At 56.3% G+C, this 16,207-nt stretch carries 22 protein-coding genes; all 22 read left to right on the forward strand.

What is annotated here, in order from left to right:
* Positions 1-54 precede the first annotated feature (54 nt).
* Complete coding sequence (locus HMPREF1147_RS05155; protein ID WP_009657986.1) at positions 55-918, forward strand: phage minor head protein; 864 nt, start codon at positions 55-57, stop codon at positions 916-918.
* 4 nt (positions 919-922) lie between these two features.
* Positions 923-1,435, forward strand: coding sequence for a hypothetical protein (locus HMPREF1147_RS05160; RefSeq protein ID WP_009657981.1), 513 nt, complete (start codon positions 923-925; stop codon positions 1,433-1,435).
* Between the two features lie 61 nt (positions 1,436-1,496).
* On the forward strand, positions 1,497-2,744 hold the full coding sequence (locus HMPREF1147_RS05165) for a DUF2213 domain-containing protein (protein WP_232208057.1): 1,248 nt from the start codon (positions 1,497-1,499) through the stop codon (positions 2,742-2,744).
* Positions 2,745-3,263 (forward strand): hypothetical protein, encoded by a 519-nt coding sequence (locus tag HMPREF1147_RS05170; protein ID WP_009657990.1) that lies wholly within the window; start codon positions 2,745-2,747, stop codon positions 3,261-3,263. It begins immediately after the preceding gene.
* A gap of 20 nt (positions 3,264-3,283) precedes the next feature.
* Positions 3,284-4,297 (forward strand): DUF2184 domain-containing protein, encoded by a 1,014-nt coding sequence (locus HMPREF1147_RS05175; protein WP_009657975.1) that lies wholly within the window; start codon positions 3,284-3,286, stop codon positions 4,295-4,297.
* Between the two features lie 10 nt (positions 4,298-4,307).
* Positions 4,308-4,604, forward strand: coding sequence for a hypothetical protein (locus HMPREF1147_RS12255; protein ID WP_009658028.1), 297 nt, complete (start codon positions 4,308-4,310; stop codon positions 4,602-4,604).
* A gap of 3 nt (positions 4,605-4,607) precedes the next feature.
* Positions 4,608-5,084 (forward strand): DUF4054 domain-containing protein, encoded by a 477-nt coding sequence (locus tag HMPREF1147_RS05185; RefSeq protein WP_009657968.1) that lies wholly within the window; start codon positions 4,608-4,610, stop codon positions 5,082-5,084.
* The gene (locus HMPREF1147_RS05190) at positions 5,078-5,662 is read left to right on the forward strand and encodes a hypothetical protein (protein WP_009658019.1); all 585 of its coding nucleotides are present in this window, start codon (positions 5,078-5,080) and stop codon (positions 5,660-5,662) included. The genes HMPREF1147_RS05185 and HMPREF1147_RS05190 overlap by 7 nt, the downstream gene beginning before the upstream one ends.
* Before the next feature lie 4 nt (positions 5,663-5,666).
* Positions 5,667-6,035 carry a hypothetical protein gene (locus tag HMPREF1147_RS05195; protein ID WP_009657978.1) on the forward strand — a complete coding sequence of 123 codons (369 nt, stop codon included), beginning with the start codon at positions 5,667-5,669 and terminating at the stop codon, positions 6,033-6,035.
* On the forward strand, positions 6,032-6,559 hold the full coding sequence (locus HMPREF1147_RS05200) for a hypothetical protein (RefSeq protein ID WP_009658033.1): 528 nt from the start codon (positions 6,032-6,034) through the stop codon (positions 6,557-6,559). The genes HMPREF1147_RS05195 and HMPREF1147_RS05200 overlap by 4 nt, the downstream gene beginning before the upstream one ends.
* A gap of 18 nt (positions 6,560-6,577) precedes the next feature.
* On the forward strand, positions 6,578-7,714 hold the full coding sequence (locus HMPREF1147_RS05205) for a DUF3383 family protein (protein ID WP_009657970.1): 1,137 nt from the start codon (positions 6,578-6,580) through the stop codon (positions 7,712-7,714).
* Between the two features lie 16 nt (positions 7,715-7,730).
* Positions 7,731-8,171 (forward strand): phage protein, encoded by a 441-nt coding sequence (locus HMPREF1147_RS05210; protein WP_009658016.1) that lies wholly within the window; start codon positions 7,731-7,733, stop codon positions 8,169-8,171.
* 14 nt (positions 8,172-8,185) lie between these two features.
* Positions 8,186-8,644: a phage tail assembly chaperone gene (locus tag HMPREF1147_RS05215; RefSeq protein ID WP_037351200.1), complete on the forward strand. Its 459-nt coding sequence runs from the start codon at positions 8,186-8,188 to the stop codon at positions 8,642-8,644.
* A gap of 8 nt (positions 8,645-8,652) precedes the next feature.
* Entirely contained in the window at positions 8,653-8,814 is a 162-nt protein-coding gene (locus HMPREF1147_RS05220; protein ID WP_009658040.1) for a hypothetical protein, read from the forward strand.
* Positions 8,811-11,225: a phage tail tip lysozyme gene (locus HMPREF1147_RS05225; protein ID WP_009658009.1), complete on the forward strand. Its 2,415-nt coding sequence runs from the start codon at positions 8,811-8,813 to the stop codon at positions 11,223-11,225. Before HMPREF1147_RS05220 ends, HMPREF1147_RS05225 begins: the two co-directional genes overlap by 4 nt.
* Before the next feature lie 12 nt (positions 11,226-11,237).
* A complete protein-coding gene (locus tag HMPREF1147_RS05230; protein WP_009657963.1) occupies positions 11,238-12,035 on the forward strand; it encodes a phage baseplate protein in 798 nt (265 codons plus the stop codon).
* A 13-nt stretch (positions 12,036-12,048) separates the two neighbouring features.
* Positions 12,049-12,381, forward strand: coding sequence for a hypothetical protein (locus tag HMPREF1147_RS05235; RefSeq protein WP_009657995.1), 333 nt, complete (start codon positions 12,049-12,051; stop codon positions 12,379-12,381).
* Positions 12,365-13,417, forward strand: a complete 1,053-nt coding sequence (locus HMPREF1147_RS05240; protein WP_009658013.1) for a hypothetical protein — start codon at positions 12,365-12,367, stop codon at positions 13,415-13,417. The genes HMPREF1147_RS05235 and HMPREF1147_RS05240 overlap by 17 nt, the downstream gene beginning before the upstream one ends.
* 9 nt (positions 13,418-13,426) lie before the next feature.
* Positions 13,427-14,041: a Gp138 family membrane-puncturing spike protein gene (locus tag HMPREF1147_RS05245; RefSeq protein ID WP_009657977.1), complete on the forward strand. Its 615-nt coding sequence runs from the start codon at positions 13,427-13,429 to the stop codon at positions 14,039-14,041.
* Entirely contained in the window at positions 14,038-14,385 is a 348-nt protein-coding gene (locus HMPREF1147_RS05250; protein WP_037351202.1) for a hypothetical protein, read from the forward strand. Before HMPREF1147_RS05245 ends, HMPREF1147_RS05250 begins: the two co-directional genes overlap by 4 nt.
* 2 nt (positions 14,386-14,387) lie before the next feature.
* Positions 14,388-15,554 carry a baseplate J/gp47 family protein gene (locus HMPREF1147_RS05255; protein WP_009658037.1) on the forward strand — a complete coding sequence of 389 codons (1,167 nt, stop codon included), beginning with the start codon at positions 14,388-14,390 and terminating at the stop codon, positions 15,552-15,554.
* Between the two features lie 5 nt (positions 15,555-15,559).
* Entirely contained in the window at positions 15,560-16,198 is a 639-nt protein-coding gene (locus HMPREF1147_RS05260; RefSeq protein ID WP_232208058.1) for a DUF2612 domain-containing protein, read from the forward strand.
* Positions 16,199-16,207 lie beyond the last annotated feature (9 nt).

Raw genomic sequence — 16,207 nt, forward strand, 5'->3', positions numbered from 1 at the left:
GCTTGCACGAACGTGTAGGCGGATTTTTTATACCCATTTTGAGGAGACCTACGCATGAGAGAACCGCTCTGGATGCCAAAGCGCAGAATAGAAGTAGCGTTCCGCAGAGCGCTCCTTGACCTTGCAAAGGGGATTGTAACGCGCGTCGGAGAGACGACAGAGATCGCGCTCATCACCGGGACGCTGCAGCATCTCGCAGAGAATCCGGACTTCATCCGTCTCTCGGAAGCAATCGCTATGAAGATGGTGACGGGGCTGTTCGAGGATACCGGACGCACATGGCGCGAGGCGGCGCGAAATAACGGCAGGGGGAGGGAGATATACGAAGCCCTGCAAAAAGAGCTTCAGGGGGCACGTGGGGCGCGAATACGAGCCCTCGTGAAGGAGAATGCAGCCCTCATCAGCACACTGCCGAAGGACATCGCCGACGACGTGACCGCATACGCCGCACGGGAGGCACTAAAGGGGCGCAGAGCCTCGGACATCGCCGATGAGATTAAGCGGATGTTCCCGAAGAAAACGACGGCGCGGGCGCAGCTCATCGCGCGGACGCAGGTCTCCATGACGCAGACCAATCTAGTGCAGGCGCGTGCAGAAGCCCTCGGACTTGACTGGTATGTGTGGCGCGCGTGTGGAGGTAACAATGGAGACGGCAGGACGCGCAACAGCCATAAGCACATGAGCGGCGTTCTCGTCAGGTGGAGCGATCCGCCTGCGCCCGAGGACTTGTTTCCACTGCGCCACATCGACGGGACGCCGTACAACAATAAGCTGGGACACTACCACGCGGGATGCTGCCCGAATTGTAGGTGCTATCCAGAGCCGGTGGTTGATTTGGATTTACTCAATTTCCCGATGCGTGTGTATCGCAACGGGCATATTGAGCGAATGTCGCGCAAGAGATTTGAAAGGAGTTAGAACTATGAAGGTACAAGATGCATTTCGCATCGGACGGGCGCTCGGACGGATTGAACGGGCACTGGATGCCTACGCCATGCACAAGGGGCTGACGATGGACACTGTGCATCCGAAAGACCCAGCCCCCAAGAACTGGCGCACGATTAACGGCTCGAAAGTCCATCTGACGGAGGGCAAGATCGACGGCGGTGCAGGTGGCAAATTCAGCGGCAAGGAATGGACGGGCAAGACGAAGCACGAGTTCACGCCGAAGGAGAAGCCTAAGCCCGCGCTAAAGAAAAAGGGGACAGAGGCAGAAAAGTTGATGTCCTACATAAACGAGCAGGTGGGCGTCGATTTGTCAGAGTATCGCAATACAAAGCGCGAGAAACGCGGGGAGGTCATTGTCAAATGGAACGATCTTACGCGCAACCAGCAGAATAACATAAAGGATTTGGCGAATAAATACGGCCGTTTTGAACTTGTGGATTATGGCGGATGGGGGATGCGGCTGAAGCCTAAAAAGGAAAACTCTTAAATAACCCGCTCGATACAGGGCGGGTTTTCTTATGCCTAAAATTTGAAAGGGGGAATGCCCATTGAAAGCATTCTACGGGGCTAGGTTCTCGCCCCATATGACGCGGACGCCCGAGGGATTCCTCGTGTGTCACAGCGTCCCGATCTGCCGCACAGGCGTGCAGGAGTATCTGCCGCAGGAACTCGGCATCACGGATCACGGTGACGGTATTCTAAATGTCTACCGAGAGGAAAACGAGGTGTTCAAGCCTGCGGCGATTGCGTCCTTTGAAGGGAAGCCCGTCACAGACGATCACCCGCCCATCGGCGTGGACGCGTCGAACTACGCGAGCTACACGAAGGGGACGGTGCAAAATGTCCGCCGCGGCAGCGGAGCGGACGCCGACAAATTGATTTGCGATCTCGTTGTGTACGATGCCGCGCTCATTGCCAAGATTGACGCGGGCAAGCGGGAAATATCGTGCGGCTACGAGTGCAAATATATCGAGAGGGACGACGGAACATACGAGCAGATGGATATCATCGGCAATCATGTTGCTGTCGTCGATGCCGGGCGCGCGGGACACGACGTGTCTATCCGTGACGCCAAGACCAAGCCAGAAGGAGGAAAACAGATGGCAAAAAAGAGTATTCTGCATCGGATGTTTGCGGCATTCGCCAAAGATGCAGAGCCGGAGGAAGTCCGCGAGGCGGCACGCGCTGTCGATGAAGCAGAGGGCGGCGGGGAAGAGACACCGCAGGAGGCACAGGGCAAGGATATCGCGGCTCTTATGAACGCGGTAGAGGCTCTCAACGCTAAGGTTGACGCATTCGTGAAGTCGCAAACGCAGGATGATGAGCCGAAACCGGAAGAAGCACCCGCAAAGGAAACGGAGTCCCTGGACGAACTCGAGGAGGAACTCAAAGGCGGCGCTCCTGCACCGACGGAGGACGAGGAATCCGAGGAGGAGAGCGTGACCGTCCCGCCGGAACAGCTCGAGGAGGACGAAGACCTGCAGGAGCAGGAGACGGAATCTGAATCGAATGAAGCAAGACCTGCCGCAGATAAGGCACTCGCCCTGTCGGTGATTCGCGCTATGAAGCCGATCATCGCAGCAATGCCGCAGGCGCAGCAGCGGAGGGCGTCCGACGCACTCAGCAAAGCCGTGAAGAAAGCGATGAAGACGAAGGATTCGCAGCCAATGCCGGGCGGCTATGGTGCACTTGCACGCCGCAAGACCACGGATGCCGCCGCGAAGGAAAAGGAGATGCGTGCTTTCGGCGAGAACTGCCGCAAGCGCAATCCGCACTGCAAGAAGGAGGAAAAATAAATGCCGGGAACTACAATCGGAATCAATATGACCTACGGGTATCCGGGGCAGGCGTCCCGTCAGGGAGACGAGGTCAGCCGCACGCGCCCTGTCGCCGCAGGAACGGATGACATTCCGTTCGGCGCGCCCGTTATTCAGAAGGACGACGGCTCCGTTGCGCTCTTTGGCGCAACAAACACCGCCGCGGACTTCGCGGGCATCGCCATGCGCAAGGTAAAGTCGGCGAAGGTATACCCCTATCAGAATTTCGGGGCATACACCGCAGGAGAGCCGTGTGACGTGCTCCAGCGCGGCGGTATTTCCGCTACCTGCGCATGGGGGACGCCAAAGGTCGGCGCAAAGGTATATGTCCGCACGAAGGTCGTCGGCGGCACGAGCCCTGCAGGGGCAAAGGTCGGTGATCTTGGCGCCGCGAATGAGACCGGAAACTGCGTCGAACTGACGGGCGTGAAGTGGTCGAGCGGCGCAGACGCACGCAGCGTCGCAGAGCTGACGATCATCACACGTCAGGGCGTGTAAGAGGAGAGAGGAGAAACGATATGAAGAAACAGTATAACCTTGCAATCGCGCCGCAGCGCGGAGGTTCTCCGCTGCTGACAATGGACGCGGCGGCAGTATCGAGCGGTCTGGCGTTCCTCGAGAGCGAACTGGAAAAGCTCGATCCGCTCCTGCGCGAGCCGCTGACGAGCACTACCTATCCGCGCGACATCGAAATCGAGAGCGGCGGCGGATGGGTCGAGGCAACGTCCGCATTCAACGTCGAGTACAGCGTCACGGGCGGACAGGCGGACGGCGTCGGCGGTGTCCAGAACTCCATGCGCCGGATTCAGGCAGACCTCTCCAAAGACCTCTATAAGGTGCTCCCGTACGAGGTGTCTATGTCCATCAAGATTCAGGATCAGCTGCGCGGCGCAGTCACGGGGCGCAGCATCGAGGACATCTACAACGACGGTATCCGCCTCGACTACGACAAGTACATGGACATCAACACGTACCTCGGGCAGGAGGCATACGGCACGACCGGACTGCTCAACAACAAGCAGATCACGGCAACGGCAGTCAAGGCCGGCGCAAGCGGTCAGACGGGATGGTCGACCAAGACGCCGACGGAGATTTTGAACGATATCGATGAGGCGATCATCGCAGGATGGGCAGGCGCACAGTATGACAACAGCGCGATCCCGAATCACATCCTCATCGACCCTGAAAATTTCGCGTACATCAACCGCACGATGGTGAGCGTAAACGGTTATCCGACGCCCGTCTCCATCATGCAGTATCTCGTCGACCACAACATCGCCAAAGCGAAGGGCGTCGACCTCGTGATTGCCGAGTGCCGGTTCTGCATCGGCGCAGGTGTCAGCAAGAAGAACCGAATGGTCGCCTACGTCAATCAGCGCCGCTTTGTCGGGATGGATGTTCCCGTTCCGATGAGCCGCGTCATGACGCAGCCGAACGTTAATACGGCATCTTACGACAGCCTCTACATGGCGAATGTCGGACAGGTTAAAATTCACTACTTCGAGCCGTTCATCTATCGTGACGGTATCTAAGGAGGACAGCATGATTAAACTCGTAGCGAAACAGAAGATCGGATTCCGCAACCCCGAGACGGAGGAGATCGTCACGGCAGAGCCGTATGCGTTCTCCACCCTCCCCGACTGGGTCGAGAAAGACCCCATGTATGCGTGGGCGGTTGCAGACGGTACGATTGAGGTTGCTGATGCGACGCAGGAGGATGACGGCGGCAAGAAGGAATCTAAGTCGCAGAAGAACTCGAAGAAGGATGCCGATGCAGGTAACCAGCAGGCAGGCAATAACAGCCCGCCGCAGGAGGATGACGGCGGCAAGAAGGAGTAAGCCATGATGTATTCGGATATCGATGTGTTCGGGATCATCGCCGCAGCGTCGAACATCCGAACGGGCGGTAATCCCGAATACGGTGTGGATGATTTTCTTGCCGCATATCCGCAGTTCGGCGGAGGAACGGTGCCGGATGTAATTCTGAGGGCATGGGTCAATATGGCGCAGTCCTCCATTCACAAAAACCGTTATCACGACGCATGGGAAATCTGCATGGGGCTCTACATCGCGCACTGGCTGACGCTCTATCTCCAGACGGCGGCCGGTGCCGATGATCCTATGCAGAAGAAGATTGCCGCAGGGCTTGCCAAGGGGCTGCAAACTTCCAAGAGCGCGGGCGATATTTCCGTGTCCTATGATTTCGGCAGCATCAATGAGGACTTCGCAGGCTGGGGGGCGTACAAGCTGACCTCCTACGGTCAGCAATTCGTCACGATGGCGCGGATGTACTCCGTCGGAGGTATGGTCGTATGGTAAAGGGGACTGCAACGGTTACGAAGTCCGGCAGAGGATTTACCTCTATGGTCAAGAAGCTCGAAAGGCTGACGCGGAAGAAAGTGCTCGTCGGCATTCCTCAAGAAAAATCGAGCCGTCCGGGTGGTGACGAAGTGAACAACGCGGAACTGCTCTATCTCCATACGCACGGCGTACGCGCCCCGCAGATGCGGGCTGAAATGAAGGAGAATATCGACAAAGGCATGCTCTACAGTGCGGCGCATAGCCTCTATGTGCAGACGCACGGCAGCCCCGCGTACGCGATACCGCCGCGCCCCGTGCTCCAGCCTGCCATCAAAGACAGCCGTGAAGCGATCGGAAAACAGATCGCCGTGGCGTATCGCGCTGCGATGCACGGGGATATGGCAGGCTCCGAGCGAGAGCTTAGCGCTGCCGGTGAGATTGCTGTGAAAGCTGCACAATCATGGTTCGATAACCCAAAGAATAAATGGCCGCCGAACTCTGAGCGAACCATCAAGGCGAAGGGAAGTGACAGTCCACTCATTGATACGGATGCGATGCGAAAATCCATCACTTATGTCATAAGGGATATGGGGTGATCCGATGGCAATCAATGTTTCAGAGATCGTCCACGATCCGGATTTTTGCACAAACTTTATCGTTATCAAGCAGGGCGAGACGGAGTGGATACACGGCAGCGCGCACACAAAAACGACGGAAATAACAGTCGAAGGAATTGTGCAGCCGTCCTCAAGCAAAGACCTCGAACTGCTCGATACCGCCGATCGCGTCAACGGGATGAAAACCTTCATCACGGACGAGGTCAGCCTTGATGTCTCCGATACCGACAAAACGTCGGATGTGTGCGTGTGGAAGGGAAAGCGGTACAAGCTGATACAAACCTTCGATTATGCAGCAAACGGGTATTACAAGGCAATCGGCGGGCTCATGGGAGAGGAGGATAGCGGATGACCTATACGGAGCTTCAGGAGCTGTTCTGGGGCGAAGTGAAGGATATCGTATCGGGCATCATCAAAAAACCTGACAAATTCATCCGTTGGCGCTATCCGGAAGGAGGTGCGCCCGACTGGAAGATCAGCGACGATATCGTCTTTCTGTATCTTGCTGAAGCGGATGACGACTACGCAAAACAGCGTGACAGTCAGTACCGCACGGATAATGGAACTGTCTATCGGGATACCGTGAGAACGCGCGTGTGGGAGCTGCAGGCGACCGCATACGGGCGGAAATCCTACGAGCTCGTCAATTTTCTCAAGGACGGATTTTTCTACGATTCTGTGCAGCGGAACCTTGCCCGCAAGGACGTGTTCATCATCACTAATCTCCCGACGTGTATGCAGGCGCCCGAACTTTTCGCAGGGAAGTGGTGGGACAGGTGGGATATCACCCTGCGATTCAATGAACTCTATCGTCTCGTGCCGGAGGACGTCGGTCACATCGACCGCGTCCAAATCGGCGCACAGGCGAATCCATAACCATAAGGAGGGAACAATATGGCACTCAAAAATGTGCTGCCGCTTGACCCCGTGGTCAATATCATCGTCAATCTTGCCGCCGTCTCGGCGACGCGCAAGAAATTCAATCTCGCTCTGCTTATGGGCGACGTCGGCTCGGTCGCGGATTTTGCAGACCGGCGCATCGTGACTTATGACAGCCTCAATTCGATGCTGCAGGCGGGCTTCACGACGGAGGATCGCCTTTACAAGGCGGCCGCGCTGATCTTCGGGCAGCGGAAGAAACCGCCGCTCGTTGCAATCGGCAAGGTGGCGAGCAAGGAGACGCCCGTCAAGACGATTCAGGCACTGCGCCAGGAGGATTCGGAGTGGTACGTCGGCATCTACTGCGGCGACATGACCGACGCGCAGCTGCTTGAGGTGCAGGAGTTTGTCGAGGCGTGCACTCCGTCTACCATGTTTGCCTTTACGACGGCAGACAACAAGGCGAAAGCGGCGGACGGCGGAATCTTCGGCACCATCAAGAGCAAGAAGTATCGCCGCATCATCGGGCAGTATTCGACTGCACACAAAGATGCTGTCTGCGCGATAATCGGATGGGCGATGGGGGCGATGAGCGCCTCCACAATGAACAGCGCGTTCACGCTCGCCTACAAGCCCGAGGTCGGCGTGCAGGCAGAAAACTACATGCAGACCTTCACGACGAACGACCTCAATAACATCAAGAACAATTACGGTAACGTCTACATCAACCGCGGTAATTACTATGATGTGTTTGAGGAGGGGCGTGTCGGCGACGGCTCGTGGTTCGATGAGATCATCTATCTCGACAAGTTCAAGAACGACATGCAGCTCTCCATCATGGACTTGCTCGTCAATGTGGGCAAAGTCCCGCAGACGGAAGCCGGCATGGGACGCATCAAGACAGCACTCAAAGAGGTATGCGACGACATGAACCGCATCGGCTTCATCAAGGAGGGCGTCTGGAAAGGCGAGGAATTGATGGCGCTTGAATACGGACAGGTACTCCCGGGAGGATACCTCATTCAGAGCGAGCCGATCGCGAATCAGCAGCAGGCGGATCGAGACGCACGCAATGCCCCGCCGATCTACGTGTCGCTGAAACTTGCGGGCGCGATTCACCATGTCACCATTCAGGTCGACGTGAACCGCTAAGAAGGGAGGATAAAGAATGCCAAATGTAAGCACCTATTCGTTTACCGACGTCAATGCGACAATCAACTGCCCCGGATACGGCTCGTATTCGATTCAGGGCGAGGGCATCGGCGATATGACCGTATCCAAGACGACGGATCGCTCGGTGCACGACGTCGCCTCGGACGGCTCGGTTATGGTCAGCAAGATCGCGGGCAATAACGGCAGTGTCGCCATCAACGCGCAGCAGACGAGCTCCCTGCATAAATTTCTGCAGGGGCTTTTTAATTACTGCTGGCAGGCGGACACGTCGGCATGGACAACAATCTCTATGACGATTGAAGCACCGAAGATGGGCAAGACCTATTACTGCTCCGGCGGCTCCTTCACGAAAGAGCCGGACGAGCCGCTGCAGAGCCAAGGTCAGCGCGTCGCATGGCAGATTCTGTTTGCAGATATTCAGCGCATCCAGCTTTGATTTGGAGGTAAATGATGAAACGACAAATTAAAAAGGTCGTCGAGCTGCAGGGGCGGAAATTTGAAATCCGCTCCTTTGACGCTTTTACAGGCAGTTATATCGCATTCACGCTCATGGAGAAAATGCTTCCGATGGGCATGGAGGCGAAAATGATGAATGCCGTGCAGGCGGACGGAGGCGATACTTCTGCGCTGCCGATGCCAAACCGTGCGCTGATGAGCAAGGCGGAGTTTATCGCGTTCCAGAAGGACGTCCTCTCCGTCGTCGGCGAGGTTTTGCCCGGGCGCACCGCGCCGCTCCTAAATGAGAACGGTAGCTGGGGCGTCGAGGACGTCGCTGACAATGCGATGCTCGTCATCATGCTCACGATTCACGCGTTGGTTTTCAACATCTCGGGTTTTTTCAGCGGAGACGGCTTGACGGCATTACAAGCCGGGCTCCGGGATTTGAACTTTGCGCCTACCGAAACGTAAACGAATGGGTGTATGCGCCCGTCATCGCAGGGAAATGGCAGCAGCATGAACTGTGGGACGGGACGTATACATTCAATGATCTTCTCGACATGCATGAGATTATGCTCGTGGAGGGAGAGAACCGCCGTCGGGCGGAGGAATGCGCGGCAAATAAGGAGGTGAATACATGATCGGTGAGATGATACAGGAATATCTTGTCGGCCTCGGCGCACGGATTGATAAGCCAGGCTTTCGGGAGGCAGAGACGACGATTAAAAGCCTTGACCGTACCGTGGATTCGGCAACGGGGCATATGGCCGCAAACTTCGTCCGCGCCTCTGCCGTCATTGGGACGGCGATCGCAAGCGTTACGGCGTCCGTTTTCGGATTGATGAAAGCCGCTGCAAAGCAGGACATCGCCATGCAGAAGCTGTCGCGTCAGATGATGGTCGGCAAGGATGCCGCATGGACGATGAAAGCGGCGACGGACGCGCTCGGCGAATCCATACAGGACATTATGCTGACGCCCGAGCTGATGGATCGTTTCAACAAGCTCACCGAAGACGGGCGCAAGATGAAGGTCGGCGGGGACTTCGCAGAGACGATGCGGGGCTTCCGCGATCTCATGTTTGAGTTCACGCGGCTCAAGCAAGAGGTCTCCTATGCAATGACATGGGTCGGATACTATCTCATGAAGTATCTGAATCGTCCTCTTGCAGAAGCCCGCGAGAAGTTCCGCAGCTTTAACGATATGTTTGTCAAAAACATGAGTGTCTGGACGGAGAAAGCCGCGCGCCTGCTCATTTACATCATCAACGTGGGCAGGCATTTCTTGACGCTCGTCATGGACATCGGAAAATCGCTTTGGGCGATGTGGGACAGCTTCCCGAAGGGCGTCAAGATCGCACTCGCCGCACTCGCCGCACTGACGGTTGCACTCAGGGCGAATCCGCTGACGCGCATGCTGATGCTGGTAGGCTCACTGCTCCTTCTCATTGACGATTACTACGGTCATATGGAGGGTAAGCAGTCCGCCCTCGGCGCCTATTGGGACAAATTGAGCGAGTACATCGAGGCGGCAAAGAAGAAGTGGGACGAGTTCGCCGGCGCTGTGTCGGTGTTCTTCAATCGCGTTCGAGGTTCTAGCGAACTGAGGGCGTTTCTGTCCGAGATCAAGGAGATCGGCGGTGCTCTTTGGGATCTCGCGACCATCTACGTCGCGGCATGGATCGAGCAAGCAAAGCTCCTCTATGAATCCATGGAAAAGCATGGCGCCGTCCGGCATCTGAGCTCAGCCATAGAAAAACTATGGGATATGTTCATGTCTCTTTTGGGGACGTTCAAAAGCCTCATTCGTTGGATTTCGCGCCTTGCTAATGAGGTGCGCAAGACAAAGGAATACCGCGAGCTGATCGACGCCGTGGGCGAACTCGCGAGCGTTCTCATGGATACCTTCAATGTCATCCTTGACCTCGTCAATATCGCATTTCGAGGGCTGTTTGGAGAGCTCGGCAAGACAGATCATGTCTACACCTTCCGCGATGCGATCCGCGCCGTTTTCGGCATATTCACAGCGCTCGTCCGGATCGTGTCGAGTGCAGTCGGTGTGTTCCGCGACCTTCTCAGGATGATGCGCGACAGCGCGCCGTTCCGTCGGTTTTGGGAGGAGATCGGCAGGATGATCGACGGCGCGATTTCGCGTGTCGGAAAATTCGGCCGTGCGCTTCTTGCGCTCAAAGACGGGGAGTTCCGCAAAGCGTGGATGATCCTCAGTGGAGACGGCGACGGCAGCCCCGCAGGGAAAGGCGACCGAGCATGGAACGCTCGCGTCGTATACGAACGGCTCAAGGCGGCGGGCTATTCCGACGAGGTCATCGCCGGGGTTCTTGGGCGTTTGGAGCAGGAGCACAATTTTGATACAAGCGATGTTCCGGAGCACGACGTTCCGGGTGTCGGCCATGTTGGCGGCTATGGCATGTACCAGTGGAATGGTGAGCGGACAAAGGCGTTTCTTGCATGGGCGAAGGAACACGGGCTTGATCCGCAAGACCCGGGCGTACAGACGGACTATGCGATCATCGAGGCGCAGCAGCGCGGACTAGACCCGGCGCGGATGAACGGCATGTCTCCGTCCGAATCGACGACGGTCTGGACAGATGAGTTTGAAGTCGGAAAGCACGGATACGAACAAGCCTATACTGCGGAGTGGTATAAAAGGATAAAGAACGGCGACATTCTGCGTGCCGAACCATCCGAACCGGTTCAGACGGCAGGAGGCCTCCCGGGCGCCAAAAAGAGGCCAAGGACGAGCGCTCCGATCATGCAGACATCCTTCTCCTCGACGTACAGCGTTGACCCGCTCCTTTACAACGGACTGATGTCCGGTGCCCGGCAGAGCGGATATGGAGGCTATCAGTCCGGAGGCGGAGGAGGAAACGTCGTCTATCAGGTCAACGTCGGCGGCGTTACCGTCAACGGAACGAACCAGAGTGCCGCAGAAATCGGCAGGAGTGTCGGGCGCGAGACGATGAGCCTGCTCGAACAAAGGGGCGCGCATATCCTGCGGAGCCGTACGATGACGGGTGCGCCCGTGATGATTTGAGGAGGCGACTTCATGGGCGTTAAAAAGGGACTATCTCTCGACGGCATCAATTATTTTTCCGAACTTGTCTCCGGCAAGAAAAAGCCCGACTGGATGAAAGTCGGAGCGGAGATCGGGAAGATGACGGGACACTATGAGATCATCAACTTCTTGACCGGATATAAGGATATGGAGCAATTCTTGTTCCGCGTTCCGAAATGGCCGATCGGCGGGATGCACTTTGACGGTATCATGCGCACGGAGCACATCAGCCGCGTGCGCCCGACGAATTATCCCGTGCAGACGGGCGTCACTATGACGGATCATGCTGTCATTGAGCCCGCCGAGGTTACCATTGAAATTATGATGTCAGACGCTACTGCTGACAGCTATATGCAGGCGCCGCCGGTATTCAGCAACATTCTGCAGTCGATGGGCAAGATGTATAGCAATTTTGCTGGTCTGCCATGTATGCCGAACATGATGACGACGCCGGGGGAAGGTCGATCCATCACCGCATGGAAAAGCCTGCGTGCGATGCAGCTGGCGCGCGTCCCGATTACCGTCGAGACGCGGCTGCAAATCTATCACAACATGCTCATCGAGGAGATGTCCTCGCCCGACGATGTGAATACGCTTCACGCCTTGCGCTGTACGGTGCGGCTGCGGGAGATCATCTTTGCGACCGTGGCGGAGACGGCAGTCAGCGCTCGAGCCTCGGCATCGGCCGGGGAGACCTCGGCAGGACAGACGCCCGTGCAGACGGGCGATGATGTGAATAAGACCGCTGCACGTGTCATTTTGGATACGGGCAGGGGCATTTTGACATAGGAGGTGCGCGGAATTGTTCTCTATCATCCCCTTTCAAGGGATCCCGAATCACAAATTCAGCGCGAAGGTACCGATTGACGGCGGAAACACACTTCTGCGGTTCCGCATGACTTACAACGATATCGCTGGATACTGGCTCGTCGACATCTATCGAAATGATGATCTCGTCTATTCCGGGCTGCCGCTCCTGCCGGGACAGAACATCCTTGAGCAGGTCGGCTATCTCGGCGTTGGCAGCGCATGGATTGTCCCGCGCAGCCGCGTCATGGAACAATGGCCGAGTGAAACGACGCTTGACAGCGACTGGTATGTCATATGGGGGGACAGCGATGCCGGAGACAAATGAAGGAGATGTGACGAAAGCACCGGCACGCAGAGGGCGGCTCTACGGGCGGAAATGGAAAATCCTGATCTACAAGCCCGCCTACAAGATAGACGAGAACGGGAGTGCAACCGATGAGCGGGATCCGGAGCATGACACCGAGATGGATGTGTCTATGCTCAAATGCGAGTTCCAAACAAAGACCACAACCGAGACCGCCGTGCAGATTGGAACGCTCGTTGTTTACAACATGAACGCAGCAACCGAGAAAGAGGCCATCGAGGAGGGCTTTCAGATCTCCATTTTCGGCGGCTATGAGGAAGGGCAGTACGGCGAGATTTTCACTGGGGACATTGTTCAGATTTTCCGGAACAGAGAGAACGGGACGGACTATCGCCTTGAGATCATCGCCATCAAAGGGATGATAAGCCTCTTTATGAATCACGTTCGCAGCACCATCGCAGCGGGAAGTACGCCGCGCGATGTGGTGAATGCAGTCGCAGGACAGGCGGATAAGAAAATAGGCGTCGGCGAGGTGAGTGAGGAGCTGCCCGCTGAGCCGCTGCCACGCGGAAAGGTGCTTTTCGGTACGCCCGCAAAATACCTGCGCGATATTTGCACGTGGAACGACGCCGCCTACTGGGAGGGTGAAGATGGGAAACTGACGATAGAAACGGTCGAGCAGGAGATCCCAGAGGATCGTGTGCTCGTACTCACGCCGAATACCGGGCTTGTCGGTACGCCCATCTATACCGACCAAGGCATACAGATTAAAATGCTGCTCGATCCGAGGGTAAAGCTGCGCACGATGATTAAGATCGACAACGAGATCATTCAGCGGCAGGCGATTCAGATTGATCCCAGTAGCGGACAGCAAATGAGCGACCAACTCCCGCAGACGGCGCAGTTCGACCAGGACGGTGAGTATCAGGTGTTCTCTGTCGAGCATCACGGGGACACGTGGGGCGACGAATGGACAACGTCGGTGATAGGCGTCAGCCGAAATGGACGCATGGGGCTCCTGACCACGGTGAACGGCGCAGGACAGACAATGAAATGAGGTGATGGAATGCTCAAGGTTTCGGAACGGCTCGCTGAGGAAATCGAGCAGAGCAAGCGGGAGATGGATGGCTTCGCTTTTGATTTGCGGGTCGCCGCGCCCGGCATTATCCAGTCGGTCGATTATGCGCGGCAGACATGTACTGTTAGGCTCGCGATCCGCGAGAGGATGAACCGGGGCGGCATACTTGAATGGGCGGAGATACCGCTTCTTCCGGATGTTCCCTTCTTCGTTTATTCGGGCGGCGGATACTGTCTGACGCTCCCGATTCAGACCGGCGATGATTGCCTTGTGGTGTTCGGCGACAGCTGCATCGACGCATGGTGGCAAAATGGAGGCGTGCAGAATCAAGCGGAAAAGCGCCGGCATGATCTTTCAGATGGATTCGCCCTTGTCGGTTTTCGCAGCCAGCCGCATGTTGTCAGCGGATATTCGCCCGGTACGGCGCAGCTGCGCAACGCATCGGGAGACGCCTCTATCGAGATCAACGGAAGTACAATCAACATACAGGCGGCGGGCGGCGTCACTATCAGCGGTGGCGTTGTTATCGACGGGCGCAGCTTCCTCGGGCATACGCACGGCGGCGTTATGCCGGGCGGTGGAACAACAGGCGGTGTGTCATGAGATACCGTATGCTTGACGAGACCGGGGATTTTTGCCTCGGCAATGGACATGCCTATATCGAGGGAGCTGCGGCGGTGCAGCAAGCGATTTTAACGCGGCTGCGCCTTTTAATTTACGAGTGGTGGGAGGACATCGAAGATGGTGTGCCTTATTGGCAGAAGATCATCGCACACCGAGATGTGGCGGCGGCAGAGCAAATCATACGCGACCGCATCCAGCAGACGCCGCACGTCCTGTCCATTTTGTCCTTTGACCCGATATGGGATAACGAGAATCGCCGGCTGACCATTCGCGCGGCGATTCAAAGCGAATATGGTGCGTTCAGCATCGACGAGGAGGTATAGCAATGGCATATTTCGCGCCATATATTGACGATGCGGGGCTTCATGTGCCGACCTACGCCGACATTCGGGATGATCTGATCGCGCAGTTTAAGAAAATCTACGGGGAGGACATCTACCTCGGCAATGATGCGCAGGATTATCAGATGATATCTGCATTTGCGCTCAAGACCTACGACACGATGCAGATGCTGCAGATCGTCTACCACAATCAGAGCGCAAAGACGGCAGTCGGCACGGGGCTGTCGAGCCGTGTCAAGCTGAACGGTCTGCGCCGCAAGACCGCGACGCATTCAACCTGTGTGCTGACACTCACGGGTGTACCGGGAACGACCATCCCCGCAGGCATTGTCGAGGATACGCAGGGGAGAAAATGGGAACTCCCGGAGAAAATCAGATTCGAGGGGGAAACACTCGAGACAACGGCGCAATGCCAAGACGTCGGAGCGGTGGAGGCGCCCGTCGGTACCATCACGAAAATCAGCAACCCGCAGTATGGATGGCTGTCCGTCACCAATAAAGTGCCTGCGGTCAAAGGGCGTCCCATCGAAACAGATGAGGAGCTGCGCAAGCGTCAATCCATCTCAACGGCGATTCCGAGCCAAAACATGGTTGACAGCACCATTGCCGGCATCGCAAGCGTCGCAGGCGTTACGCGGTACAAGGTGTATGAAAACGACACGAACAGCACGGATGAAAACGGCGTCCCAGGTCACAGTATCGCCGCCGTTGTAGAGGGTGGGCTTGATTCTGCGGTGGCAGAGCAAATCTACCTGCGCAAAGGTCCGGGATGCGGAACGCACGGGACAACGACAACGATCTACGTCAACTCAGACGGATTGAAAAATGAAATTCGGTTTTTTCGCCCGATTTATCAAGAGGTTGCGGTCAAGGTTACCATCAAAAAATACGCGATCTTTGTAACGACCGTCGAAGATGATATCAATCGAAATATCACAGAATACATCGAACGCCTCGGAATTGGCACCAACGTGACGACGACGGGCATCCTCACTGCGATTTCGGCAGCTGTTGACGATGCCCTGCACCCGCCGTTTGCCCTGCAGTCCGTGCAGCTTGGGAGAGCTGGCGGAACGCTCGGCATTGTCGATATCATCATCCCGTACAATGCTATCGCAAAGAGCTCGGCGGTTACGGTGGAGGTGGTTTGATGCCCATGATGGATTCGTACCTTGACCTTATCACATCGCAGCATCGAGGGCGCGAGAAGTTCATGAGAACCGTCGAAGCCCTGCTTTCCTGCTCGGATGATATATTTGCGCTCGCCGTCTATCTTGACGACGAATACGATCTCGACTATGCGACAGGCGTACAGGAGGATGTCCTCGGCGAGTTTGTCGGCGCGCAACGCACACTGCCGTATCAGCCGGACAAGGGGCTGTCTCCCGTGCTCGACAACGAAGCATACCGTAATCTGCTCCGCGCACAGATCGCCAAGAATATGTGGAAGGGTGGGATATACGACATCAAGGAACTGTGGAGCGCGCTGTTCGGCAAAGGAATCATTATCCAAGACAATCAGGATATGACGATTGACGTCCTCGCCATCGGCATTGATGACCAAATCACCAAAGAAATGGTTCGGCAGGGGCTCATCATTCCAAAGCCGCAGGGTGTTCGTGTGAATTATTATTTTTCCGAGCAAGCAGTGTTCGGATATGACCTCGAAACAGAGACCATCAAAGGATACGACCATGCGAACTGGATGAACTCCATGCCGGACGTATCCTTTGCTTATGATATAGACGACCCAAAGACTGGAATGAACGGTTATGATGACAGCAGCTGGATGTAAGGAGGAATC

It is taken from the genome of Selenomonas sp. FOBRC9 (genome assembly GCF_000287655.1).
Lineage (GTDB): Bacteria > Bacillota > Negativicutes > Selenomonadales > Selenomonadaceae > Centipeda > Centipeda artemidis.